23 protein-coding genes are annotated in these 25,299 nt (G+C 64.0%); 7 read left to right on the forward strand and 16 right to left on the reverse strand.

The features are described 5' to 3' along the window. Positions 1-186: 186 nt before the first annotated feature. The 10 genes from J2T57_RS12320 to J2T57_RS22425 all read right to left on the reverse strand — a co-directional run bounded on the left by J2T57_RS12320 (position 187) and on the right by J2T57_RS22425 (position 11,821). Positions 187-1,038, reverse strand: coding sequence for an ABC transporter ATP-binding protein (locus tag J2T57_RS12320; protein ID WP_436262697.1), 852 nt, complete (start codon positions 1,036-1,038; stop codon positions 187-189). A gap of 29 nt (positions 1,039-1,067) precedes the next feature. Next, entirely contained in the window at positions 1,068-2,063 is a 996-nt protein-coding gene (locus J2T57_RS12325; protein WP_253478653.1) for an ABC transporter permease, read from the reverse strand. Between the two features lie 30 nt (positions 2,064-2,093). Beyond that, positions 2,094-3,479: a CmpA/NrtA family ABC transporter substrate-binding protein gene (locus J2T57_RS12330; protein WP_253478656.1), complete on the reverse strand. Its 1,386-nt coding sequence runs from the start codon at positions 3,477-3,479 to the stop codon at positions 2,094-2,096. A gap of 407 nt (positions 3,480-3,886) precedes the next feature. Next, entirely contained in the window at positions 3,887-5,218 is a 1,332-nt protein-coding gene (locus J2T57_RS12335; RefSeq protein WP_253478659.1) for a nitrate regulatory protein, read from the reverse strand. 72 nt (positions 5,219-5,290) lie between these two features. Beyond that, positions 5,291-6,721: a cardiolipin synthase gene (gene cls, locus J2T57_RS12340; protein ID WP_253478662.1), complete on the reverse strand. Its 1,431-nt coding sequence runs from the start codon at positions 6,719-6,721 to the stop codon at positions 5,291-5,293. 50 nt (positions 6,722-6,771) lie between these two features. Beyond that, entirely contained in the window at positions 6,772-7,650 is an 879-nt protein-coding gene (gene ubiA, locus J2T57_RS12345; protein WP_253478664.1) for a 4-hydroxybenzoate octaprenyltransferase, read from the reverse strand. Beyond that, positions 7,643-8,200 carry a chorismate--pyruvate lyase family protein gene (locus J2T57_RS12350; protein ID WP_253478667.1) on the reverse strand — a complete coding sequence of 186 codons (558 nt, stop codon included), beginning with the start codon at positions 8,198-8,200 and terminating at the stop codon, positions 7,643-7,645. The genes ubiA and J2T57_RS12350 overlap by 8 nt, the downstream gene beginning before the upstream one ends. A gap of 85 nt (positions 8,201-8,285) precedes the next feature. Next, positions 8,286-10,388: an ATP-dependent DNA helicase RecG gene (gene recG / locus J2T57_RS12355; RefSeq protein WP_366519100.1), complete on the reverse strand. Its 2,103-nt coding sequence runs from the start codon at positions 10,386-10,388 to the stop codon at positions 8,286-8,288. 2 nt (positions 10,389-10,390) lie between these two features. Further along, positions 10,391-10,780: a RidA family protein gene (locus J2T57_RS12360; protein WP_253478670.1), complete on the reverse strand. Its 390-nt coding sequence runs from the start codon at positions 10,778-10,780 to the stop codon at positions 10,391-10,393. 45 nt (positions 10,781-10,825) lie between these two features. Continuing rightward, positions 10,826-11,821, reverse strand: coding sequence for a GGDEF domain-containing protein (locus tag J2T57_RS22425; RefSeq protein ID WP_253478672.1), 996 nt, complete (start codon positions 11,819-11,821; stop codon positions 10,826-10,828). Between the two features lie 153 nt (positions 11,822-11,974). Here J2T57_RS22425 and J2T57_RS12370 point away from each other — a divergent pair, with 153 nt between their 5' ends. Further along, positions 11,975-12,307: a high-potential iron-sulfur protein gene (locus tag J2T57_RS12370; RefSeq protein WP_253478674.1), complete on the forward strand. Its 333-nt coding sequence runs from the start codon at positions 11,975-11,977 to the stop codon at positions 12,305-12,307. A 64-nt stretch (positions 12,308-12,371) separates the two neighbouring features. Here J2T57_RS12370 and J2T57_RS12375 read toward each other — a convergent pair whose 3' ends face one another. The 5 genes from J2T57_RS12375 to J2T57_RS12395 all read right to left on the reverse strand — a co-directional run bounded on the left by J2T57_RS12375 (position 12,372) and on the right by J2T57_RS12395 (position 18,211). Next, entirely contained in the window at positions 12,372-14,084 is a 1,713-nt protein-coding gene (locus J2T57_RS12375; protein ID WP_253478677.1) for an ExeM/NucH family extracellular endonuclease, read from the reverse strand. A 7-nt stretch (positions 14,085-14,091) separates the two neighbouring features. Next, positions 14,092-16,275, reverse strand: coding sequence for a bifunctional GTP diphosphokinase/guanosine-3',5'-bis pyrophosphate 3'-pyrophosphohydrolase (spoT, locus tag J2T57_RS12380; protein WP_366519098.1), 2,184 nt, complete (start codon positions 16,273-16,275; stop codon positions 14,092-14,094). A 14-nt stretch (positions 16,276-16,289) separates the two neighbouring features. Further along, a complete protein-coding gene (gene rpoZ / locus J2T57_RS12385) occupies positions 16,290-16,550 on the reverse strand; it encodes a DNA-directed RNA polymerase subunit omega (protein WP_301289349.1) in 261 nt (86 codons plus the stop codon). Positions 16,551-16,717: 167 nt separating this feature from the next. Beyond that, positions 16,718-17,335, reverse strand: a complete 618-nt coding sequence (gene gmk, locus J2T57_RS12390) for a guanylate kinase (protein ID WP_253478683.1) — start codon at positions 17,333-17,335, stop codon at positions 16,718-16,720. A gap of 9 nt (positions 17,336-17,344) precedes the next feature. Further along, positions 17,345-18,211, reverse strand: a complete 867-nt coding sequence (locus J2T57_RS12395; RefSeq protein WP_253478686.1) for a YicC/YloC family endoribonuclease — start codon at positions 18,209-18,211, stop codon at positions 17,345-17,347. A 203-nt stretch (positions 18,212-18,414) separates the two neighbouring features. Here J2T57_RS12395 and rph point away from each other — a divergent pair, with 203 nt between their 5' ends. From rph to J2T57_RS12420, 5 genes are read left to right on the forward strand one after another with little or no spacing between them, the layout of a single operon-like run. Next, the gene (rph, locus tag J2T57_RS12400) at positions 18,415-19,134 is read left to right on the forward strand and encodes a ribonuclease PH (RefSeq protein ID WP_253478689.1); all 720 of its coding nucleotides are present in this window, start codon (positions 18,415-18,417) and stop codon (positions 19,132-19,134) included. A 21-nt stretch (positions 19,135-19,155) separates the two neighbouring features. Next, positions 19,156-19,755, forward strand: coding sequence for an RdgB/HAM1 family non-canonical purine NTP pyrophosphatase (gene rdgB / locus J2T57_RS12405; protein ID WP_253478691.1), 600 nt, complete (start codon positions 19,156-19,158; stop codon positions 19,753-19,755). A 9-nt stretch (positions 19,756-19,764) separates the two neighbouring features. Beyond that, positions 19,765-20,922, forward strand: a complete 1,158-nt coding sequence (gene hemW / locus J2T57_RS12410; RefSeq protein WP_253478695.1) for a radical SAM family heme chaperone HemW — start codon at positions 19,765-19,767, stop codon at positions 20,920-20,922. Next, on the forward strand, positions 20,919-21,107 hold the full coding sequence (locus J2T57_RS12415) for a CPXCG motif-containing cysteine-rich protein (protein ID WP_253478698.1): 189 nt from the start codon (positions 20,919-20,921) through the stop codon (positions 21,105-21,107). The genes hemW and J2T57_RS12415 overlap by 4 nt, the downstream gene beginning before the upstream one ends. Before the next feature lie 51 nt (positions 21,108-21,158). Beyond that, positions 21,159-22,637, forward strand: a complete 1,479-nt coding sequence (locus tag J2T57_RS12420; RefSeq protein WP_253478701.1) for an AAA family ATPase — start codon at positions 21,159-21,161, stop codon at positions 22,635-22,637. Between the two features lie 11 nt (positions 22,638-22,648). Here J2T57_RS12420 and dinB read toward each other — a convergent pair whose 3' ends face one another. Further along, the gene (gene dinB / locus J2T57_RS12425; protein ID WP_253478704.1) at positions 22,649-23,716 is read right to left on the reverse strand and encodes a DNA polymerase IV; all 1,068 of its coding nucleotides are present in this window, start codon (positions 23,714-23,716) and stop codon (positions 22,649-22,651) included. A gap of 88 nt (positions 23,717-23,804) precedes the next feature. On the opposite strand from dinB, the gene J2T57_RS12430 reads away from it, so the two are divergent. Next, positions 23,805-25,208, forward strand: coding sequence for an FAD-binding oxidoreductase (locus J2T57_RS12430; RefSeq protein WP_253478706.1), 1,404 nt, complete (start codon positions 23,805-23,807; stop codon positions 25,206-25,208). Positions 25,209-25,299 lie beyond the last annotated feature (91 nt).

Consider the following 25,299-nt stretch of genomic DNA (forward strand, 5'->3'; position numbering starts at 1 on the left):
TTCCTATCAGCCAGGCATCCGGCAAATCATGAAAACCGGCCTTTGCCCAACCACTTCCGATAGCCTGAAACAGAGACTCCATGCGCCCTGCCGGCAGTTTCACGCGCACGTTCCGACAAGAAAGCCGCTGTTTCATGCCCCAAAATGGTGAACAGCCGCATGATGCTGCACCGCAATGATGCAGAACTACGCATGGCCGGCGGCCTTTCGTCCGGCGGACGCCGCCCGGGTCCCGCCGTCCCGCCGGGCCAGCGGTTCCACCTTGCGCTGCTTTTCATAGAGGAAACGCAGCACCGCCTGCCGATACTGGTTGTAGAGTCGGGACTCGGCCAGCATGACGCGATCCTGAGGCCGCTCCAGATCCACCTCCAGCACGTGGCCCACGGTAGCTGCCGGGCCATTGGTCATCATCACGATCCGGTCGGAGAGGAGCACCGCCTCGTCCACGTCGTGGGTGATCATGATGACCGTGTTGCCGAGATCGGCGTGAATCTCCATGAGCGAGTCCTGCAGATGGGCACGGGTCAGGGCATCCAATGCACCAAACGGCTCGTCCAGGAGCAGGACCTTCGGCTCCATGGCCAGGGCACGGGCGATGCCAACCCGCTGCTTCATGCCTCCGGAGAGTTCGTCGGGCCGCTTGTCCATGGCGTGCTCGATATGCACCAGACGCAGGTTGTGCATGATCCACTCGCGCATTTCGGCGCGGGTCTTCCTGCCCTTGAAGACCTGCCGCACTGCCAGTTCCACGTTCTGATAGGCGGTGAGCCAAGGCGCCAGACTGTGATTCTGGAACACGACGCCGCGGTCGGGGCCGGGCGTGTCGATCTCCTTGCCGTCCAGCACCACACCACCCCGGGTGGCCTGCAGCAGCCCAGCGACGATGTTCAGCACGGTGGACTTGCCGCAACCGGAGTGCCCGATCAGCGAGACGAATTCGCCACGCTCGATTTTCAGGTTTACGCCGTCAAGCGCCCGAAAGGGCCCCTGGGGGGTGGGGAAATCCATGGATACGTGATCGATGGTCAGATGTGTCATTGCGTTATCTCCTTCTGCCCGGCAACTGCTCAACGCAGCACGGCGCTCTTGTCCCAGGACAACAGGCGCTGAAGCACCAGCATGGTGCGATCCAGGGCGAAGCCGATCAGCCCGATCACCAGTACGGCGACCATGATGCGGCTCAGCGAGGCGGAACTGCCGTTCTGGAATTCGTCCCAGACGAACTTGCCGAGCCCCGGGTTCTGCGCCAGCATCTCAGCCGCGATCAACACCATCCAGCCGATCCCCAGGGACAGCCTCAGACCGGTGAAGATCATGGGCACGGCACCCGGCAACACGATGCGGCGAACATGGGTGACCCAGTTGAGCTGCAGCACCCGGCTCACGTTGAGCAGGTCCTTGCTGGTGTTGCCCACCCCCACGGCGGTGTTGATCAGCGTTGGCCAGAGCGAGCACAGCGCCACGGTGAACACCGACACCAGGAAGCTGCGGGAGAACATGGGATTGTCGGAGACATACACCGCACTCACCACCAGGGTGATCAGCGGTAGCCAGGCCAGCGGCGAGATAGGCTTGAGCACCTGGATGATGGGATTCACCGCCCGGTAGAGATTGCTGCTCAGGCCGATGAGGATTCCCAGCGGAATGGCCACCAGCGAGGCAATGACGAACCCGGTCATCACCGTCACCAGGCTGGTCTGCACCTGGTCGATGAAGGTGGTGCGGCCGGAATAGCGCCGCTCACGGGGCACAAAGTCCGGATCCTGCTCCAGTCGCCGGGCATTCATTTCATCCAGACGCTGGTAGAACTCCTCGGCCCGGGCCTGCTCGGCCCGGTGTTCGGCCCAGAGGTTTCCGGCCTGCTCATAGACCTGCAACGGCCCCGGCATCTGCCCCAGCGAGGTATTGACCAGGGCGGCACCCTGGGCCCAGAGCAGCAGGAAGGTGAGGATACCAAGCGAGGGGAAGAGCACCGCCTTGAGCTGGGATGATCCGAAGCCGCCCGCTGGCGCGGCGCGCCGCAACGTTGGCATCCAGTGAGAAAAAGTGATCGTGTTTCGCATGATGAAACCTCCTGTGTTTCCCGGCGGGGCCTACAGCCGGTCATCACCCTTGAGCCCGATGTCGAATTGCTCGAGGTAGGCATTCGGGTTGCGGGCATCGAAGGGGATGCCGTCGATGAAGCGCGTTTCACGGTCCGGGGCATAGCGGTCCAGGCTGTCGAAATCAGCGAAGGCATCGGCAGGCAGCAGCCCCTCGCGCACCAACTCCCGGGCGGCAAGTTCATAGACCTCCGGCAGGAAGACCTTCCGGGCGGTATCCATGTACCAGTCGTCGGATCTGGCTTCGGGGATCTGGCCCCAGCGACGCATCTGGGTCAGATACCAGATGGCGTCTGCGTAGTAGGGGTAGCTGGCGTTGTAGCGGAAAAAGACGTTGAAGTCGGGCGCCTCCCGGACATCACCTTTCTCGAACTCGAACACGCCGGTCATGGAGTTGGCGATCACCTCCACGTCGGCACCCACGTAGTGTGAGGCGGCAATCATTTCCGCCGCCTCCTGGCGATTGGCGTTGTTGTCGGCGTCCAGCCAGTAACTGGCGCGGATCAGCGCCTTGACCACGCGGATATGGGTGTTCGGGTAACGCTCGGCCCATTCAGCGGTCACGCCAAAGACCTTTTCCGAGACGTTGTTGCGAATGTCGTAGTCGGTGATGACCGGCACGCCGATATCCCGGAATACCGCCTGCTGATTCCAGGGCTCACCCACGCAATAACCATGGATGGTGCCGGACTCCAGCGTGGACGGCATTTGCGGTGGCGGTGTGACCGAAATCTGCACGTCGGCGTCGAGCGTTCCCGAGGTATCCCCCCGGTGAGGCGCGTAGAAGCCCGGATGCACACCGCCTGCGGCGAGCCAGTAGCGTAGCTCGTAGTTGTGCGTGGACACCGGGAAAACCATGCCCAGTCGGAACTGCTCGCCGTCGTCGTTGTAGGCCTCGATGACCGGGGCGAGGTGGTCGGCGCCGATGGGGTGGACCGGCAAACCATCGTCATCCAGTGCAAGGGTGTCCCGCATGCGCGCCCAGACATCGTTGCCGACGGTGCAGGCGTTGCCGTTCAGGTCCATGGTGAAGGCGGTGACCACATGGGCCTCGGTGCCATAACCGATGGTGGCGGCCAGCGGCTGGCCGGACAGCATGTGGGCGCCGTCCAGATCGCCGGCAATCACCCGGTCAAGCAGCACCCGCCAGTTGGCCTGGGCCTCCAGTTCAACGAACAGGCCCTCGTCCATGAAGTAGCCGCGCTCATAGGCCACGGCCAGGGGCACCATGTCCGTGAGCTTGATAAAGCCGAAGCGCAGATCGTCCTTCTCGGGCCAACCAACCTCGGCGAACACCGGACTCATGCACAGGCTCAAGGCCATGACGCCGCCCAGGGCCGCGCCGGTGCTTCGGAAAACTCGGAAATTCAGTGTCATCGTGGCATCCCCAATTCCAATCATCCTGAGAGGCGCCGGACAGTCGCAGTCTTGCGCCGTCCAGCGGTCAGCGGGGAGGTCACCAAGGGAGGCTGTAGAGCCGTAATCGCTAGCGGCGGTGACATGCAGGCTCCCCGATACGGGTTCCTTGCGCTTTCGCGCAGCATCCACGCCACCATTGGCGATGAGACTACTCGACGTACTCGTACCCGGGGAGGGCCTGGTCAACGTCTGCAATCAAATACAGACAAGATCCATGCCACAAAACAAACCGCAGAAAAATCAGACTGTAAGATCCCGACCACAGCTCCGGAGCAATCCGCCGCGCGACTTCCCGGTGCAGGAACAGGACGCGACGCACACCAATGGTGCGGCGCAAGACGACGCATGACGTCTCTGAAGACCGCTCAGCGGCGGCGATCCGGTGGAGTGGTGTCAGCCGGCCCAACGAAGATATCCGACAGGGCAATGGCATCCCGGGCGACATCCGCCAGGCGGCGGCTCTGAGCCATGGCCACCTCCTGCAGGAAGCGATACGCCGCCTCCTCTTCCAGGCCCCGGTGCTTCATGATCAGACCCTTGGCCTTTTCCACCATTTTCCGCTCGCTCAAGGCAGCCCTGGCCCGTTGCAACTCCTCATTCATGGCTTGCAGCCGGCGGGACTGGGACTGCACCAGTTCCACCAGGGAGCGACCAAGGCGCGGGTTTGCGCCCTGGGTTTCTGCGGCCAGTCGCGTGCCGGACGATGCCGTGCCCGGATCACTCTCATAGAAGACGGCAAAGGCGCCCTGGCCTGCGCTGTCCCGATCCAGCGCGGCAATCAGATCGCGATGGGAAGCCAGATCTGCCCTCGCTTCCTCTATTCGCCTTTCGCAAAGCGCCGCCAGGCTCTGCTGTAGGCGATCCTCGACCTGTCTCATGGCATCAATGCGCAAGGTCACCGCATCAAACCAGACCATGCCCAGCTCCGGATCCGACACAGCCTGGCCAGTCAGGGCGATGCGGCGCAAACGCTCCAGTTCCGCCGTGCACTGTCCGGGGCCGGTTTCCCGCCACAGCTCCAGCGTAGGCGGATCGGCGAAATCCACGAACACCTGGAAGCAGCGTTCCTGGCTGTCGATCAACCGCTGCAGGCGGCTCGCAAGAGTGGCGTCGAAGCCGCCACGGGCGAAGCCCGCCGCGCCGGTGGCCCGCTCCTGCCCCACCAGTTCCTTGCCTTGCACCAGATGAAAAAGCGCGACAAGCAGCCGGGAAATATCCGGATCGCCTGCCGTATCCGCAGCTTCGAACACCACCGACAACAGCCCCTGGACGACCTCGCTGTATCCATCAATGATCTGCTCGGGCTGCAGGCGCAGCGCTTTGACCTTGCGGCGCAGGGATGGCACGGCGGCGATACCGTGCAGCGCATGGGCGATGCGGGTCAGCAGCCGGCTGCCGCCAACCATGGCACCCGGGGTTGTGTCGATCTCGGCGAGGGACTGCCGGAAACCGCGCTCGGCTTGATCCGTCCCGGCCGCGGAGTGAACAAGGCTCTCGGCACAGCAGGTACCGCCGGAGGCGACGAACAGGTTGGACTGCCCACGCTCTCGCTGCAGCGCATGCACCAGATTACTGATGGCCACCACCAGGCGGCCATTGCACAACAACTGTTCGAGTTCGTGGATATCGCACTGCTTCGACGCAATCAGGTAATCGGCAGCATTTCGAGCGTCAGTGTCCTGCGGGTCCATGGTCATCCTCGTACATCCTGTAGCAAGTGTTGCCTCTGCCTCTCCGAAGCAAGATCGGGACCATCGCCGATGGCGTCTCTAGAGATACGGCATCATCAGCCGGGAGACACCGTTACGCAGCTTGATGGGCAGCGGCAGGCGCTGCAGGTCGGAACGGCGAACACGACGGGCGGTCGCAATGCGGGTATCGATACGCGCCGCCAGGCTGGTGGCGAGCTGGAAGTCATAGCACTCCACGTTGAACTCGAAGTTCAGCCGCAGGCTGCGTGGATCCCAGTTGGAGGAACCGAGAAAGGTCCAGTGGTCATCCACCACCACCAGCTTGGTGTGGTCGAATGGCCGCGGGGTCAGCCAGACGCGGCAATCGTAGTCCAGCACCTGGCGAATCTGCGCCATCATGGCCCAGTGCACGAAGGGCAGGTTGCTGTGGCTGGGCAGGACGATATCCACGGACACGCCGCGCATCGAGGCAAGATTGAGCGCGGTCGCCATGGAGGCGTCTGGCAGAAAATACGGCGTCATGATGCGCAGGCTGTGCCGTGCGCTGGCCACTGCCGCCTGCAGCGTCCAGTGATGCTTGAGCAGATTCTCGTCCGGCCCGCCGCGAATACCACGGGCGATGACGCCACCCGCGGGTTGCAGGGGCGGGAAAAAGCCCTCCCCCTCCAGCCGCTCACGGGCGGCGAAGTACCAGTCTTCGTAGAACACGTCCTGCAGGTGCCGCACCACAGGCCCCTGCAGCCGGAAATGGATATCCCGCGCGGCACGGCGGCCGGAATCCATACGGTGGTGGCGACGGATGTTCATGCCGCCGGTAAAGCCAATGCGCCCGTCCACCACCAGCAGCTTGCGGTGATTGCGCAAATTCATGCCGATGATGCGCGCCGGAAAGCGGGGAAAGAAGCGTGCTACCGGCACTCCCCGCCGGCGCAGATGGCCCACCATGGACGGCCAGGTGTAGCGCTCACCGGCATTGTCGATCAGCACCCGCACGGCGACGCCACGGCGCACCGCGGCCTCCAGGGCATCGGCAAACTCCCGGCCCACGTGATCGTTACCGAAGATATAGGTGGCGAGGGTGATGCTGGCCCTGGCATTGCGGATGGCCTCCAGCATGGCCGGATAGGCCTCCTCGCCGTCCACCAGAAAATCCACCTTGTTGCCTGCCACCAGCGGCCGGATGGAGACACGGTCGACGGCCCGGGCCAGGCTCAGCAGGTGCAGGGAGTCGCGATTCAGGGCCTCGGCAAGCTCGGCGTCAGTGCAGCGCGCGCTCTGATCTTCACGGCGCATGGCCGCAGAATAGAGATTCGATGCCCGGACCCGAATCCGATTGATGCCGAAAAGCAGGTAAAAGAGAACGCCGAATACCGGAACCAGCCAGTGCAACGCCACCCAGGTCAGGGCGCTGCGGTGATCGCGTTTGCCCAGGATCGCATGGCAGGAGGCGAGCAACGAGGCCACCGGAACCAGCAGTGCCGCCAGGCTGTACCAGAAGTCCGTGTCCATGATGATCCCGGTGCGCGGATCAGCCGTTGCCGACAACCCCGGGCGCCGGGCTAGCCTCCATAGATGGCAAAGTGGGCGACCAACCCGACGAAGACAATACCGCCGAACACGTTGTTATTGAGGAACGCCCGAAAGCAGTCCTCACGAGACCTGGTCCGCATCAGCCATTGCTGGTAGGCGAACAGGCCCGCCGCCGGCAGCAGACTGATGAAATACAGCCAACTCAGGTCCAGTTGCCGGCCAATGACCAGCAGCGTGACCAGCATCAGCGCCTGGAGCAAGCCGATGATAAGACGATCCAGTTCCCCGAACAGTATGGCCGTGGATTTCACACCGATTCGCACATCGTCATCCCGGTCCACCATGGCGTACTGGGTGTCATAGACCGTCGCCCAGATAACTGCGGCAATGAAGACCAGCCAGGCGACCTGGGCAACGGTGCCGGTCTGGGCCGCGAAGGCCATGGGCACGGCCCAGCCGAACGCAGCGCCCAGGTGGACCTGTGGCAGATGGGTGTAGCGTTTCATGAACGGGTAGGTGGCAGCCAGGACGACGCCAACCACGGACAAGAGAATGGTCAGCCGATTCATGAGCAGCACCAGGCCGAAGGCCAGCAGGCAGAGCACCACGAACAAGGTCAGCGCCTCCCGCTCACTGACCTTGCCCGTGGCCATGGGTCTTGCCCGGGTGCGCTTCACATGACCGTCAACGTTGCGGTCTGCGTAGTCGTTGATGACGCAACCAGCCGCCCGCATGACCAGCACACCCAGCACGAAAACAGTGAGTACCAGCGGGTCCGGCATGCCCTCGGCCGCTATCCATAGCGCCCATAGTGTGGGCCACAGCAGCAGGAAGTTGCCGATGGGCCGATTGAGACGTGCCAGCAAGGCGTATTGCGCAAGGCGGTCGTGTAGCAGCGACCTATCCATCCCAGTCCTCCAGGAGATCCGGCAGAAACACTTCTGCCACCAGCAGCGGGCGCCCGTTGAGACGATGCACGGTCCGCCTCGCCCACAGGCTGCGCCCGAATGATACCGCATCGGCAGCCAGCCGCCGGGTCAGCCAGTCCTCGTCGCGCAAGCGGGCGATCTCCAGCGGTTCCCGAAGCGTGCCCGCGCCAGCGAACAGCAACTCGCCAAGGGGGCGGGTGCCGAGCCGGGTCAACCCCCGGTTGCCGCCCCTCAGGCTGCGCATGGGAATAACGGAACGCGCACGAATCACCGGACGTTCACCGCCGTAAAGCGCCACCTCCCGGACCCAGGCCTTGCGGCCGGGACGCAGTTCGAGACGCCGCGCTTCATCCAGGTAGGGAATGCGCCAGCCCTCGTCGATCAGCCGCACGCCGAAACCCGCACCGTAACGCCGCCGCAAGGCCGTTGTCAGCGACCCGGTGCGCACCACCCAGGCCGCCAGGGGTTCGGGACAGCGGGCGCTGCGGTGCGGTGCCTGTCTATACCAACGACAAAAGAGATGACGCACGGTGTATCCATGGTTCGGCATGGTCGGCGGCAACCATAGCAATGTTTGTGACCCGGGGGCCACGGCGGCACCCGGAAACCGGCACTCAGACACGCCCGTAGCGCTGCGCCTCGCCGACCCATCGGCGAATCAGTGCTTCGGCCACCAGCGGCTCGCGCTTCAGCAGGATGTCCGCCATGGCGTGAACGCGGGGCAGCAGGGCCGCGTCACGGACCAGGTCCGTCACTCGCAGGGCCCAGGCACCAGTCTGGCGGGTTCCCAGCAACTCGCCGGGTCCACGAATCTCCAGATCCTGGCGGGCGATCTCGAAGCCGTCACCGGTTCGACGCAGCACGCCGAGACGCTTCTGCGCTGTTTCCGACAGGGGTGGATGGTAAAGCAGGACGCAGGAACTGGCGGTGCTACCCCGCCCCACTCGACCACGCAACTGGTGCAACTGGGCCAGACCGAGGCGCTCCGGGTTTTCAATGATCATCAGACTGGCATTTGGAACATTCACACCCACCTCGATCACCGTGGTCGCCACCAGCAGCTTGATATCCCCGGCTGCGAAGTCCGCCATCACCGACTCCTTGTCGGCGGATTTCATGCGACCGTGGACCAGGCCGACCCGCAGCGTGGGCAGGGCCTCGGCAAGCAGCGCCGCGGTATCCTCCGCCGCCTGCGCCTGCAGCGCGTCGGACTCCTCGATCAAGGTGCACACCCAGTAGGCCTGACGCCCCTCGGCGCAGGCCTTGGCCACAGCTTCCACCACGTCACCCCGGCGCGTATCGGGGATGGCGACGGTTTTCACCGGTGTGCGCCCCGGCGGCAGTTCATCGATGACGGATACATCAAGGTCGGCATAGGCGGTCATGGCGAGGGTTCGCGGGATCGGCGTCGCCGTCATGATGAGCTGATGCGGCTGTGCGGTCTCACTGTGTCCTTTCTCGCGCAGGGCGAGGCGCTGGTGGACACCGAAGCGATGCTGCTCATCCACCACCACCAGCCCCAGACGGTGGAACTCCACCTGCTCCTGGAACAAGGCATGGGTGCCCACCACGACTCCGCTCCTGCCGTCGCCGACCCGGGCCAGCATCTCCCGACGCACCGACGCCTTGAGCTTGCCGGAGAGCCACGCCACATCGATGCCCAGGGGTGCCAGCCAGTCGCGAAAATTGCGAAAGTGCTGTTCCGCCAGAAGCTCCGTGGGTGCCATGACCGCAGCCTGCAGGCCCGACTCCACCGCGCGCAGTGCAGCCAGGGCGGCGATCACGGTCTTCCCCGAGCCCACGTCGCCCTGTACCAGGCGCAGCATGGGAGCCACACTGGCCATATCCGCGGCAACCTCGCCATCGACCCGCTGCTGGGCGCCGGTCAGCGAGAAATCAAGCCGGGCCATGAAGCGTTCCACCAACCGGCCGGTTCCACGCAACACCGGCGCGCGGGCGCCCCGGCGGGCATCCAGGCGCAATTTGCGCAGTGATAGATGGTGGGCGAGGAGTTCTTCCAGAACCAGGCGCTGCACGGCTGGATGCATGCCGGCAATCAGCGCTTCGCGGTCCACATTCGCCGGTGGCGCATGAACCAGTTTCAGTGCCTGGAGTAGCGATGGCTGTAGTGGATCACTGTCCAGGTGGGGCTGCAGCACATCGTGTAGCCCCCGTTCAGCCATGAGCAGGGCCTGCTCGATCCAACCACGCAGACTGGCCTGATGCAGGCCTTCGGTGGAGGGATACACCGGTGTCAGCCCCTGGGCTGTCTCGTCGTCTGCCGGCTCCACAGATGCCACGATGGTGTGCTCGGGATGGACCATCTCCAAACCGACCGCGCCCCGGCGGGCCTCGCCATAGCAGGCGAGGCAAACGCCCTGGCGCAGGCGCTTGAGCTGGGACGGATGAAAATGGAAGAACACCAGCGTCAGCGCGCCGGTGCCATCACTGATTCGACAAAGCAGACGACGCCGCCTCCCGGGCGCCACTTCGGCGATATCGACATGTCCACGCACCAGCGCTTCCTGGCCCGGCTGAAGTCCGCCGATGGGAACCAGGCGGGTGCGGTCCTCATAGCGCAGGGGCAAATGGAACAGCAAATCCATGACCGTTCGCAGGCCGAGCCGCGCCAGACGTTCAGCCTGGCGGGCAGCAACCCCGCGGAGTTGAGTCAGGGGCTGCGACAGTGCGACGCCTTCGTCGCGGGCAGCCGTCACGGTCAACGCGCGCCCGGCACCAGAATCGCTTCCATTTCGACCTGGGCACCCTTGGGCAGACTGGCGACACCAATGGCCGCCCGGGCGGGATAGGGTTCCTGGAAACGCTCGGACATGAGCTCGTTGACAAGGCCGAAGTTACCCAGGTCGGTGAGAAAGATCGTGAGCTTGACGATGTCGTCCAGACCGCCGCCGGCCGCCTGGCAAACCGCCTCCAGGTTGTCGAAAACCTGTACGACCTGCTTGCGTATATCCCCGCCAACCAGCTCCATGGTCTCGGGATCCAGTGGGATCTGGCCCGACAGGTAGACGGTATCGCCGACACGCACCGCCTGTGAATAGGGGCCAATCGCCGCCGGGGCCTTGTCTGTAGTGATGCTCTCACGCCGCATGAAGTCCGCTCCTGTTGCTCACGCCCCAAAAATAACAGATTCCGATCAGCTAGCGGATGCCCGGGCCGGGCGGTCGGCGAGGCAGACACGGTTACGGCCACCCTGCTTTGCTGCGTAAAGCGCCTGATCCGCGCGGGCCAGCCAGGCGGTGGCTGATTCGTTGCGATCCAGTTCCGCAACGCCAATGGAAACCGTCAAGCGCACACCGTCGGGAAAACGCCGCTGCGCATTGCGGCGGCGCAGATCCTCGGCCACACCACTCGCACGGAGCAGATCGGTGCCGCTCAGCACAATGACGAACTCCTCGCCGCCGTAGCGGAATACGTGATCGATGCGCCGGATCCGCGCCCGCAGGATGGAACCGAGTTCCGCCAGGATCCGGTCACCAACCACGTGACCCTGCTGATCGTTGATGGCCTTGAAGTGATCCACATCCAGCACCAGCAACGACGTGGGCAGCCCGTGGCGGGCAAGTCGTTCGGCACAATCCTGCAAGGTCTCGTCAAGCCGCAGGCGGTTGGCCACCCCTGTGAGCGGATCCACCTCGGCAAGCCGCTCCAGGGCCTCATGGCTCTCCTGCACGTTGCGGGCAAACAAGTAGGTGAAAACGCTGACCAGTGCGAGGGTCACCAGCAGCCTGGAGGAGTGGGCGGCAGGGAGTTGCAGCACCATGACCGGCAGCAGCAGACCCAACGCCAGCACGTTGATCACGACGGCCGGCACAAGGGCGAACAGCAGATAGATGGCCAGTATCAACGGAAAGGCCCAGTACACGGCGTAGATGCCCTGCAACTGCATGGCCACGAGTATGGCCACCAGTCCCGTGATCATGAGCAGGCAGTTGGCCAACCCCACCGAGCGCGTCCACAACACGTAGGCGGCCAGCAGACCAAAGCTCGCAGCGGCAAGACCCACGACCAGAGCAAGATCGAGGCGTTGATTGAGCAGGTGTCCAAGGGCGAACGGGACGAGGGCCACTGCGGCCATCACGAACAGCATCGCGTTATGGCGAAACTCCAGGTACTTGCTGCCTAGTCGCACGCACGCTCCATCGTATTCGGCGGGTCACCGCAAGACAGGATTCATCGGGCCTTGATAAATGGTCGCAAAGCCCAAAAACTGTACTAAGGTTGAACAAACATTCATCAGGAGTGTCTAGACGGCTCTCCATCGCGCAATCGAGAGGAGTAAAGCATGTCTGAAGAGAAATGCAGTGAGACACGTCGCAGATTCCTGAAGACCACAGCGCTGGGTGTTGCGGCGGCACCCTTCGCCAGCATCGTTGTGCACAATCGCTCGGCCCTGGCCGACATGGAGCGCTTGAGCGAGAGTGACGAGGCGGCGCAGGCCGTGGCTTATGTCCACGACGCAGCCGATGCCGACGACCCGGCCTATGAGGAAGGCCAGATTTGCGGCAACTGTGCCCTTTACAGCGATCAGGGAGATGGCTGGGGCGGTTGCTCGGTCTTCCCGGACAAGCTGGTTGCCGAAGAAGGCTGGTGCAATGTCTGGGCCTCTGCCGGCTGAGGGCGCCATCGAACACCCATGAGGCCGGGCGACCACAACGCCCGGCCTCATGGGTGATACGTTTCTAGCGCTTCAGGTCCACGTACACCGGGTCGTGGTCCGAGGACCGAAATGGCGAACCCTGAAGCTCCGCACGCGCCCCGCCCCGCCGATCGTAGGCGAGATACGGTGGCTCATCGGCATTGATGTTCCAGATGCCCACCGACTCCACCCGCTGCCGCGCTGGCGCATTGGCCAGAACGTAATCCAGCGTGCCTGACGCTCCTCTGAAAACATAGGTGTACTGTCGCTCGGCAGGCAACTCGTGGCGTATCAGATTCACCAGGCCGCGTTCTTCCAGATAGCGGATCGGCGCCTCGGCAGCGTAACTGTTGAAATCACCCAGTAGCAGCAGCTGTTTGATGCCGAGCCGCTCTGCCTGTTCAGCCACAAAGTCCGCCAGCGCCCGGGCCTGGGCCAGACGGCGCTCATTCCAGCAGCCCTCACCACGATCCACATCGCCGGAGCGGGGGCACCCCACCTTGCTCTTGAAGTGCACCACCGCTGCGAGGAACGGCTCGCCACCGCCGGTGGGCTGAAAAGCGGCAACCAGGGGCGGGCGATGATGGACCGGGTCGGTATCGGACATGGCCTCACCCAGCAACTCGAGGCGATCGGGCCGATACAGAAAACCCATGGTAATGGCGTCACGACCCATGTCCGGCAGCGAATCCAGCCCTCGATAGGGGCGGTCGGAGATCGCGTTAAGCCGATGCTTCAGATCCACAACCGCCGCACTGTCGTTTTCCAGTTCCACCAGCCCCAGCAGATCGGCATCCAGCCCGGACAACGCCGGCAGTAACCGGCCACGCTGCCGCTCCAGCGCAGCCTCGCTGTCCGCGCCGCGACGCCCCAGGGTCAGGAAGTAGTTCTCCACGTTGCTGGCGGCAACACGCAACACGTCATCGGGCGGTGGCGAGGGCGGCGCGGGCCGCGGATTGACGGCGTGGAATATCGGTTCACGCACGGGATGGAGCCGCCAGGCATCGAACTGGTGCACCAACACCCCGCGCACCCCACTGACCCGGTCGCCGGTGCGGCGGGTGGCGGTATCCGGGTCTAGATACGGCACAGGGTCAGGGTTGGTGGTATAGCTGCCATCGTCCAGAAGCAACTGCTCCACGCCGTCGGCGGGCTCATCGGAGCGACTGCGGAATAATCGTTCGGCGGCGACAGAAAGAGCCCCGTAGCGGCCCAGCTCGAAGTTGCCGGTGACGGTGAGGGCTTCGGGAAAATGCACCAGCACACCGAACAGGGCGTCAAGCGCCTCCTCGGCCACGGGTAGTTCAATCGCGACCGGCGCGGGCTTTCCCGGATTTCCGCAAACAAGGATCTCGTCGATCCGCTGCAGTTGCGGTTGGTCACGCCAGGTACCGCGCCGGCCGCTGAGCTGCAGGCGATGCCCTGGCTGCACGAGGTCCCGCTGGCTATCAGACAATCCGGGCGCGTAGACGAACAGGCCGGCGGGGTCATCCCCGTCATCGCTCTGCAGGAAGAATCCGTCAAGCGCCGTCCGACCGAGGAAAACACCGGTAACGATGCCACCCGTGCGCAGCCGCTGGCCATCTTCGGGCGCACGGCCACTCAGGCCCGAGACCTGCGCAATCGGCGTCTCCAGGGCGACTTCGCAGCGCGCCTGGGCCGACGGCTGACCAAAAGCCAGGTAACCGAGGAACGAGAGGAACAGTGCCGCCGGCCAGATCAGCGGCGTCAGACGTGCGGCCGTGCTTCCTTGCATGGCGTTTCTATCCTTTGACGCGGTTGATTCTCAGTACTGTACTCAGGACACGCAGCCGCCGCATGATGCGCGCCAGATGGAGGCGGCTACGCAGCGAGATCAAAAAGTTGATGGTCACGATCATCCCTTCGCGCTCATCCACCGACACATTGAGTATGTTGCCGTCGGTATCGGAGATGGTCGCGGCCACCTCGGCGAGCACCCCCCGCTGATTGACCACATCCACGCGGATGGGGACGGAAAACTCGCGGTCGATGTGCTTTTCCCATTGCACATCCAGCCACTTCTCCGGGTGCTTCCGGTACTCGTGGAGATTCTTGCAGTCCTGGAGATGAACCACGACACCGCGGCCAGCGCTGGCAAAGCCGACTATCGGATCCCCCGGTATGGGGTTGCAGCAGCGTGCGAAGGTCACCACCGCGCCTTCGGTACCCTTGATGGTCAGCGGATCGCGGCCGCGATCGTCGCGCTCCGGGGTACCGCCATCCTCGACCAGCCCAGCGAGGTGCCGCGCCGCGAGCCATGGCATGGTGCGACCAAGACCGATGCTCTCCAGCAGGTTTTCGACAGTCCCCATGCCCAGGGACTGCACACCGGCTTCCACCGTCTGTTCCGGCAACTCATCCAACTGCCGCCCCAGACCCTGCAGTGATTGATCCAGTAAGCGACGGCCCAGAGTGCCCGCCTCTTCCCGGCGCAGGTTCTTCAACGAATGACGGATAGCGGAGCGGGCCTTGGCAGTCACCACGAAATCAAGCCAGGCGGGATTCGGACGCGCACCGGGCGCAGTAATGATATCGACGGTCTGGCCCGTCTGCAGCTGGGTGCGCAGCGGCACCAGTCGCTTGTCCACCTTTGCGGCAAGACAGGTATCGCCGATATCCGAGTGCACCGCATAGGCGAAGTCCACCAGGGTGGCACCGCGGGGCAACTCCATGATCTCGCCGCGGGGCGTGAACACGTAGACCTCGTCGGGGAACAGATCGATCTTGACGTTCTCGATGAACTCCAGGGGATTCCCGGCGTTCTTCTGCATTTCCAGCAGGTCCTTGACCCATTCCCGGGCCCGGGTCTGGGCCGTGTTCTGACCGGCCTCGCCAGTCTTGTACATCCAGTGCGCGGCCACACCCATTTCGGCGACGCGATGCATCTCCTCGGTGCGGATCTGGACCTCGATCTGCACCCCCTGGGGGCCCCAGAGCGTGGTATGCAACGACTGGTAGCCGTTGCTCTTGGGGATGGCGATGTAGTCCTTGAAGTGTCCGGGCACCGGTTTGTAGAGCCCGTGCATCACGCCCAGCGCCCGGTAGCAGGCGTCCACGTCTGCGGTAACGATGCGAAAACCGTACACGTCGAAAATGGCATTGAAACCCTTGGGTTCGCCACCGAGATTGCGCATCTTGTTATAGATGCTGAACAGATGCTTTTCCCGGCCCTCGACGCGGGTGCTGATGGATGCCGTGCGCAGCCGCTCTTCCAGGGCCTCTCTGACCTTGCCAACCAGTTCGCGCTGGTTCTTGCGGGCCTTGCGCACCTGGGACTTCACCACGCGGAAACGCATGGGATAGAGGGCTGCGAAGGCAAGGTCCTCTAGCTCGACGCGAATGTGGTTGATGCCCAGCCGGTTGGCGATGGGGGCGTAGATCTCCAGGGTTTCGCGGGCGATACGGCGACGCTTGTGGGGCGGCATGACGAAGATGGTGCGCATGTTGTGCAGCCGATCCGCGAGCTTGATCAGAATCACGCGGATATCCTTGGCCATGGCCAGGACCATCTTGCGGAAGTTCGCAGCCTGCGCCTCCGCTTTGCTCTCGAAATGAATCTGCGTCAGCTTGGAGACGCCGTCCACCAGCTCGGCGACTTCAGGGCCGAAATCCTGGGCAATCTGTTCCTTGGAGTTGGGCGTATCTTCGATGACATCGTGGAGAATCGCGGAGACGATGCTCTGGTAATCCAGACGCATCTCCGCCAGCACTTTGGCGACGGCAACGGGGTGGGTGATGTAGGGTTCACCGGAGAGCCGCCGCTGGCCCTCGTGGGCGGAAGCACCGAAAAGGTAGGCATCGTGGACGGCCTTGACCTGTTTCGGCTCCAAATAGCTTTCGAGCAGCGAACAGAGTTCGCTGATCCTGTGGCCTGGGTCCGTCCCGCCCGATGTCTGCTCCTTGGTAAGGGCTTCCGCGCTTGCCACTGGGTGGCCCTCGCTCAGAGTTGCGGCCGCTCTCCGCTGACCTGGGCTTCTTCCACGGCCACATGCATGTCAGTCAGGTCATCCGCAAGGATGGCTGCATCCACGTGGTCGTCGGCAATCTCGCGCAGGGCCAGCACGGTGGGCTTATCGTTCTCCAGCGGCACGAAGGGATCCGCGCCATTGGCGATCTGCCGCGCGCGCTTCGACGCAACCAGCACCAGTTCGAATCGGTTGGCCACCTTGCCCAGGCAGTCCTCTACGGTTACTCGTGCCATTCGGCTTCACTCCAGGTCAGTCAAGTGTCAATTCGCTAACAGACAGACAGTTACCGACCTAGCATACCCCAATTCAGCCGCAGAGTGATGCTCTGCAGCATAGATTTTTCCCGAACACGGTGCAGAAAGCCGAGAGGACGCACTATTTCAGTGCGCTGGAACCAGGTTCAGAGACTGCCAAGCAGTTCCCTGAGTTGCTCCCGAAGACGCACACGCTGGGAGGCGAACCGCAGGCGGCGCGTTTGCAGAATGGCCATCAGTTCGTCCAGGGCCTGCTCGAAGTCTTCGTTGACCAGCAGGTAGTCGTATTCCGCGTAATGGGAAATCTCGTTGACCGCCTCGCGCATGCGCCGCGCGATGACCTCCTCGCTGTCCTGGCCCCGACCACGCAGCCGCCGCTCCAGCTCATCCCGCGATGGTGGCAGAATGAAAATGGTCACGGCCTCGGGCATGGCGTCCCTGACCTGCTGGGCGCCCTGCCAATCGATCTCCAGGATCACATCCTGCCCGGCCTCGAGTTGCATCAGCAGTGGCCCCCTGGCGGTGCCATAGCGATTCCCGAAAACCTGGGCATGCTCGAGAAAAGCGTGCTCGCGGACCATGCGATCAAAGGTATCGGCGTCCACGAAATGGTAGTGCAGGCCGTCCTGTTCGCCGGAGCGGCGCGGGCGGGTGGTGTGTGATACCGACAGGCGGACGTCCGGCAGGCGCTGGACCAGTGCATTGACCAGACTCGTCTTGCCGGCACCCGAGGGAGCGGACACGATATACAGCGTCCCCGTCATGGAAGGGGTCTACTCCAGGTTCTGGATCTGCTCGCGCATCTGCTCGATGAGTACTTTCATCTCCACGGATGCGTTGGTGGACTCAAGTGCGGCGGACTTCGAGCCAAGCGTATTCGCTTCCCGATTCAACTCCTGCATGAGAAAGTCCAGACGACGGCCGACGGGTTCGCGTCGACCCAGGGCGCGGCGAATTTCCTCAACATGGCCGGTCAGGCGATCAAGCTCCTCGTCCACATCCATGCGCTGCGCCATGTAGACCAGCTCCTGCTCCAAACGCCCCGGATCGGCCGGCTGCTCAAGTTCCGCCAGTCGTTGCTCGAGCCGCTCACGCAGTCGTTGCTGTATTGCAGGCAGCTGCGCGCGAAGCCCCTCCGCCAGGGCCAACAGCTTGTCGGCACGCTCGGCGACCAATTGCTGCAGGTGCTCCCCTTCACGCTCCCGGGCGCGTATGAAACCGTCCAGGGTTTCATCCAGCAACTCCAGCGCGGCAGCGGTGACGGGCTCCAGATCCCGGGTGGGCTCCGCCAGCACACCAGGCATGCGCAGCAGGTCCAGAGGGTCCATGCTGGTGGCGGCCAGGCCAAGCTTGCCCTGCAAGCCCTTGCCGGCCTCGATGAGCTTCTCGGCATAGGGCCAGTTGACGGCGACGTCCGACACGCCCACCGACGGTTCAAAGCGCAGGGAACACTCCATCTTGCCCCGGCTGACTCGCCTGGCGACGCGCTCGCGCACGATCGGCTCAATCTGCCTGAGGTCTTCGGGAATACGGGGACTCACGTCGAGATACCGGTGATTCACCGAACGCAGTTCCCAGGACAATCTGCCCCAGGCCTCAACACGCTCCCCTCGATTGAAGGCGGTCATACTCCGGGGCATGGGGCTACCTCTGCGCAATCATGAACGGGCGGTACGTGGGCCGTCATTCTAAGGGCGGGGCGACGCCGGAACAAACACCGCGGAAGCGGCATCGCGACTCCCGGGTAGTATGATAACCTGCGCAGCCCTTGTTACCGGCCGCGGGGCGTCATGCGGCGCCAGGCGCACCGCCGACGCCCCCGACCAATACTACCGGAGTACCCATGCGCCCCAGCGGTCGACAGCCCGATGAACTTCGCCCGATCCGAATCACCCGCCACTTCACGCGCCATGCCGAAGGCTCGGTGCTGGTGGAATTCGGCGACACCCGGGTGCTCTGTACCGCCAGTGCGGAGGAGTCCGTGCCGCCTTTTCTACGCGGCAAGGGCCGCGGCTGGATCACGGCGGAGTATGGAATGCTGCCTCGCTCCACCGGCACGCGCATGGGCCGGGAAGCTGCCCGCGGCCGCCAGCAGGGCCGCACGGTGGAGATTCAACGCCTGATTGGTCGCTCTCTGCGGGCGGCCATCGACCTTCAGGCCCTGGGGGAGCGCCAGATCATTCTTGATTGCGATGTATTGCAGGCGGACGGCGGCACCCGTACTGCATCGATTACCGGCGCCTATGTGGCGCTGACCGACGCCGTGAATCAGCTGCTCAAGGATCGCCGCGTGAAGAAAAACCCTCTGCACGGTCAGGTCGCCGCTGTCTCGGTGGGCATCTATCGCGGCCAACCGGTGCTTGATCTCGACTACCTCGAGGACAGCGAAGCGGAAACCGACATGAACGTGGTGATGAACGAGGCCGGACAGTTCATCGAGATCCAGGGGACCGCGGAAGGTCACGCCTTCAGGATGGACGAGTTGAACGCCATGATGGAGCTTGCCCGAATCGGCGTCACTCGTCTGGTGGCAGCCCAGAGCGAGGCCCTCGCGACCAACTGAAGCCAGACTGATGAGGACGCCATGAACCGTATCGTGTTTGCCAGCGACAATCCGGGCAAGGTGCGGGAAGTCGCGGCGGTACTGCTTCCCACCGGGCTGCAGGTGATTCCCCAATCGGATTTCCTCGTGCCGGCAGCGGAAGAAACCGGCATGAGCTTCGTGGAAAACGCCATCATCAAGGCACGCAACGCCTGTCAGCACACCCGGCTGCCCGCCATCGCCGATGATTCCGGCCTGGAAGTCGATGCGCTTGAAGGTGAGCCCGGCATCTACTCGGCACGCTACGCCGGCCCGGATGCCTCCGATGAGAACAATAACGACCTGTTGCTGGCAGAACTCTCCGGGCTGCCGGCGGCAGAGCGCAGCGGCCGCTATCAATGCGTCATCGTCTATATGCGGCACGCAGCCGACCCGACGCCGCTGATCTGTCAGGCCAGCTGGGAGGGGCGCATCCTTGAACAACCACGGGGCCGCAGTGGTTTCGGCTACGACCCGCTGTTCTGGCTGCCGGACCAGGACTGCAGCGTCGCCGAACTACCGGAGGACCTGAAGAACCGGCTCAGCCATCGCGGTCGGGCGCTCAAGGCGCTGGTGCAGCAACTTGCGGCCACCACCGGTTGAGGGCATGACATGGCGGAACCATCGCCTCCACTGGGCTTGTACATTCACCTGCCATGGTGCGTTCACAAATGTCCCTATTGTGACTTCAACTCCCACGCCCTGCGCGGCGAGTTGCCCCATGACCGTTACACCGAGGCGCTGCTGCTGGATCTGCAGCGGGAGCTGAGCCGGGCGCCCGGACGCTCCATCGAGACGATCTTTATCGGCGGCGGCACCCCGAGCCTGTTTCCACCGGAGCAGCTGGCCCGCATCCTTGCCGCCGTGGGTGAGCGGCTATCAGATAACGCCGAAATCACCCTGGAAGCAAACCCCGGTGCCGTGGAGCAGGGACGCTTTTCGGAGTTCCGGGCGGCGGGGATCCATCGTCTGTCCATTGGGGTGCAGAGCTTTCAGGCACATCTGCTGCAACGGCTGGATCGCATTCATGGCGCCGATGAAGCGCGGCGTGCCGCAGAAACGGCCAGAGCCGCCGGTTTCCAGCGTTTCAACCTTGATCTCATGTTTGCTCTGCCAGGGCAAAGCCTGGAGGAAGCCCTGGCCGACGTCGACGAGGCGCTGGCCCTGCAGGCGCCGCACGTTTCCCACTACCAGCTCACCATCGAGCCGAACACAGTGTTCTACAGGCGCCCGCCCGCGTTGCCGGACGAGGAGCTGGCCTGGCAGATGCAGACCGCCTGCGGCGAGCGCCTGCAGGCGGGGGGGCTCACCCGCTACGAGGTGTCGGCCTGGGCGACCCCCGGTCAGACGTGCCGGCACAACCTCAATTACTGGCGCTTCGGCGATTACCTGGCGGTGGGTGCCGGCGCCCATGGCAAGATCACCGACCCGGCAAGCGGCGAGATTCGCCGTTACCGCAAGGCCAAGGTGCCGGAACTCTACATTCAACAGAGTCTCCGGGGCTCGACCGAAGCAGCCGCCTGGGCCGTTCCGGTGGCGGAACGCCCGCTTGAGTTCCTGATGAATGCGCTGCGCCTCACCCAGGGATTCCGCCTTGATGACTTTGCCGCGCGAACCAACTTGCCTGCGGCGACACTACGCGAGGATCTGCAACCACTGGTTGCCGAGGGCCTGCTGGTGGGCGATGGCGCACATTATCGGGCAAGCCGTCGTGGTTATGATCATCTGGACGGCCTACTGCAACGTTTCCTGCCGGAGACCAGCCCATGATCACCGAATGGACCGTGGAATGTCCCTACTGCTGGGAGCATTTCTCGACAGTGGTGGACTACTCTGCCGGAGAACAGGAATATGTCGAGGACTGCCAGGTCTGCTGCCGCCCCATCGTCCTGACCCTGCGAGTGGGCATGGATGGCGAGTTGACCAACGTCGACGTCTATCCGGAACAGGACTGAGGCGGGGCAAGTTCACGCACACATAACAGCCGAAAAAACGGATGCCGGCGCATGGCCAACGATGACATCAACGACCTGGAGTTGCTGCTCCGCTCCCATGTGCCGCTGATCGCGGTTGAGACGGACGAGGAACAGCGCGTCCGGGAACTGTTCTGCCGCCTGATCCCCCGACTGGGGCGGCCACTGTTTACGTGGAGCATCACCGACGGCCTGCGGCGCCTGGACATCGAGGGACCACCCATGGAGGGCACCTCCGATCCGGGGAATTTCCTCCGCCACCTGCGCAGCAATGCCCAGGCTGGCGTCTACCTGGCGCCGGACTTCCATCCCTATGTAAGCGACCCGATCCATGTCCGGCTGCTCAAGGAAATCGCCCAGGGTTACGGCGACAACCCGCGCACAGTCGCGCTGATCAGCCATCGTTTCGATCACCCGCCGGAACTGCGCAAGTTCTTTGCCCGTTTCGAGCCATCCCTGCCAGACCGCGACGCACTGCTGCGCATCGTCAACGAGGAGGCAACGGAGTGGGCGAGACGCAACGGCGGCCAGCGGGTACGGACGGACCGCGCCACCCTCGAGAAGCTGGTACAGAACCTCACCGGCCTGACCGCCTGGGACGCCCGGCGCCTGGCCCGAAGCGCGATCCAGAACGACGGCGCCATCACCGAATCCGATCTGCCCGGCGTGATGGAGGCAAAATATCGTCTGCTCGATCGCGGCGGCGCCCTGTCCTTCACCTACGATACGGCTCGCTTCTCCGAGGTCGGCGGCCTGACACGCCTCAAGCGCTGGCTGGAACGCCGCCGTCAGGCTTTCACCCGGGCGGACACCCAACTCGATCCGCCCAAGGGCATCCTCCTGGTGGGCGTGCAGGGCGGCGGCAAGAGCCTGGCCGCCAAGGCGGTGGCGGGACTGTGGGGGCTGCCCCTGCTGGGTCTCGACATGGGCACGCTCTACAACAAGTACTACGGCGAGAGTGAACGAAACCTGCGCGAGGCGCTGCGCAGCGCCGAGGTCATGGCCCCCTGCGTGCTGTGGATCGACGAGATCGAGAAGGCCATGTCCCAGTCGGGGAGCGATGGCGGCGTCTCGCAGCGGATGCTCGGCAGCCTGCTCACCTGGATGGCGGAGAACCGTCGCGAGGTGTTCATCGTCGCCACGGCCAATGCCATCGAACGACTGCCGCCGGAGCTGATCCGCAAGGGTCGCATGGACGAGATCTTTTTCATCGACTTGCCCAGCACCGAGGTGCGGCAGGAAATCTTCCGGATTCATCTGGAAAAGCGCGATCTACCGCCGGAGCAGTTCGACCTGCCCCGCCTGGCAGAGGCCTGCGAAGGGTTTTCCGGGGCGGAGATCGAACAGGCGGTGGTCGCCGGGCTCTACCTCGCCCGGGAGCACGACGCGAAACTGACCACGGAGCATCTGCTCACCGAACTCGCCGAGACCCGGCCGTTGTCGGTAGTCATGCGGGAGAACCTGGATCGCCTGAGGGCATGGGCACAGGACCGGACCGTGCCGGCGGACTGATGCAGCCGAGCCTAGAACCGCCAGGCGAGCTGCTCGGCAACACCTTCGGCAGCGGGCGCCAGACCGGAGAGTGTCACGCCCAGCAGCCGCACCGGACGATGGCCCGCCTCGGTATCCGACAGCAGCCCGCTGACCACGCGCATGACTGATTCTTCGGTGCGATAGGCAAAACGGTCCGAGCGGCTGCGGGTAATCTGCTCGAAGTCTGCGTACTTCACCTTCAAGGTTACCGTGTGGGCGACCAGGCGCTTGCCAGCCATGGACGTCACCGCCTTGGCGGCCAGGGGCTGCAGCGCCTCAAGCATGTCCATGGGCCGCACCAGATCGTGGGCGAAGGTCGTCTCCGCACCAATGGACTTGCGCTCCCGGGTAGCCTGCACGGGTCGATGGTCAATGCCCCGGGCGATGTCGTAATAGAATGGCGCGCGCTTGCCGAAGGCCTGCTGCAACTCCTCCAGGGAAAAGCGGAGCAGATCGGCGCCGACGTGAATGCCAAGTGCGTGCATGCGCCGTTCGGTGGCGCGACCCACGCCATGAAACCGGCCGATGGGCAACTCGGCGACGAAGGCCGCACCGGCCTCGGGGGTAATGAGGTGCAGGCCATCAGGCTTGTCCAGGTCAGATGCCTGCTTGGCCAGAAACTTGTTGTAGGACACGCCTGCGGAGATCGTGAGCCCGGTGCCCTCCCGCACGCGACGCTTGATGTCCCGGGCGATCAGGGTGGCGGACCCGCTGAAACCCGGCGTCCCGGTAACATCCAGGTAAGCCTCGTCCAGCGACAAGGGCTCCACGAGGTCCGTGTAGTCACGGAAAATGCTCTGCACCTGCCGCGAAACCGATCGATAGGCATCAAACCGGGGGCGAATGAATACCGCGTCAGGGCAAAGCCGCACGGCGCGGGCGGCAGGCATGGCGGAGTGAATACCGAAGCGCCGCGCCTCGTAGCTGCAGGTGGCAACCACACCGCGACCATCCGGGGAGCCGCCGACGATCACGGGCCGTCCGCGCAGGGCGGGATCGTCCCGCTGCTCGATGGCTGCGTAGAAGGCATCCATGTCGAGATGGAGAATCTTGCGCATTGCGCCTGACCACGACCCTGCGTACCGATAGGCTATTGTACGGGGTGCGCGCGCAACGCGAACGCACCGATCGATCCACGGAGACAGCATGCGGCAGACGTTGAACAAGATCCGGACCCTGCTCGGGCCCGCCGGCTGGGTAGAGACCTCTGCCCATGGTCCTTATCTGAAGGAATGGCGAGGTCTCTATGGGGGCGTAGCGGCTGCCGTGGTCCGCCCCGGCTCCACCGAAGAAGTGGCCACCGTCCTGCGGCTTTGCAACCAGGCGGGGATCGGCGTCGTACCGCAGGGCGGTAATACGGGCCTGTGTGGCGGCGCGGCACCGGATGAGAGCGGCCGCCAGATCATTCTCAGTCTTGAACGGCTCCATCGCGTGCGGGAAATCGACACCGACAACAATACCCTGACCGTTGAGGCAGGCTGCACGCTTGCCGCAGTTCAACAGGCGGCTGCCGACGCGGGACGCCTGTTTCCCCTGAGCCTCGCGGCCGCGGCCCAGACGCAGATCGGCGGTGCACTGGCCACCAATGCCGGCGGCATCAACGTGCTGCATTACGGCAATACCAGGGCACTGGCCCTGGGGCTGGAGGTGGTGCTTGCAGATGGCCGCATCTGGCACGGCCTGCGTGGTCTCCGCAAGGACAACGCGGGCTATGACCTGCGCGACCTGTTCATCGGTTCGGAAGGCAGCCTGGGCATCATCACCGCCGGCGTTTTCCAGCTCTTCCCCCAGCCCGGTCAGCAGGCAACAGCCATCGTGGGCCTTGAGGCCCTGGAGCCGGCACCGGGCCTGCTGGTCAGACTGCGGGAGGCCACCGCGGACCGCGTGGTGGGCTGTGAATTGATGAGCCGCTTCAGCCTGGAGACCGCGCTCAAGCATACCGATGGCTGTGACGAACCGCTGCCTCGGCCCCACCCGTGGTACCTGCTACTGGAACTGGCCGACGCCGCCGAGGGCGTTGCCCTCACCGATCGGCTGCAGGCCGCCCTGGCAGCCGCAGAAAAGCACGGGCAACTGGCCGCTTCCAGAGTTGCCGTCGACCGCGACGACGCAGACGCACTGTGGCGTATCCGCAAGAGCATCCCCGCTGGCCAGAAGGGTGAGGGCGCGAGCATCAAGCACGATATATCGGTACCGGTTTCCCGCATTCCGGCCTTTGTCGAAGAGGCCTGCCGAGCCGTCGAGGAGCGCCTGCCGGGTGTCAGGCCCTGCGCCTTCGGGCACCTGGGCGATGGCAACATTCATTTCAACCTGTCACAACCGCGGGGCATGGACGGCGCTGCCTTTCTGGCCCGATGGGACGAGTTCAACCAGCTCGTCCACGATATCGTCACGGCCTACGGGGGTTCGATCGCCGCCGAACACGGCATTGGTCAACTGAAACGCGACACCCTGGTGAACTACGGCGATCCGGTGGGCCTGGAACTGATGCGCTCCATCAAGCAGGCACTGGACCCTCGTGGAATCATGAACCCGGGCAAGGTGCTCTAGGTGTGATCTCTCAACAGGTTGTCCACGGAGTCCCTCCGATGGATGCTGAGTTTGCGGACTTGGCATTCCAAGAAGGAGAAACCCCGTGGAC

Source organism: Natronocella acetinitrilica, assembly GCF_024170285.1.
Taxonomy (GTDB): Bacteria; Pseudomonadota; Gammaproteobacteria; order Nitrococcales; family Aquisalimonadaceae; genus Natronocella; species Natronocella acetinitrilica.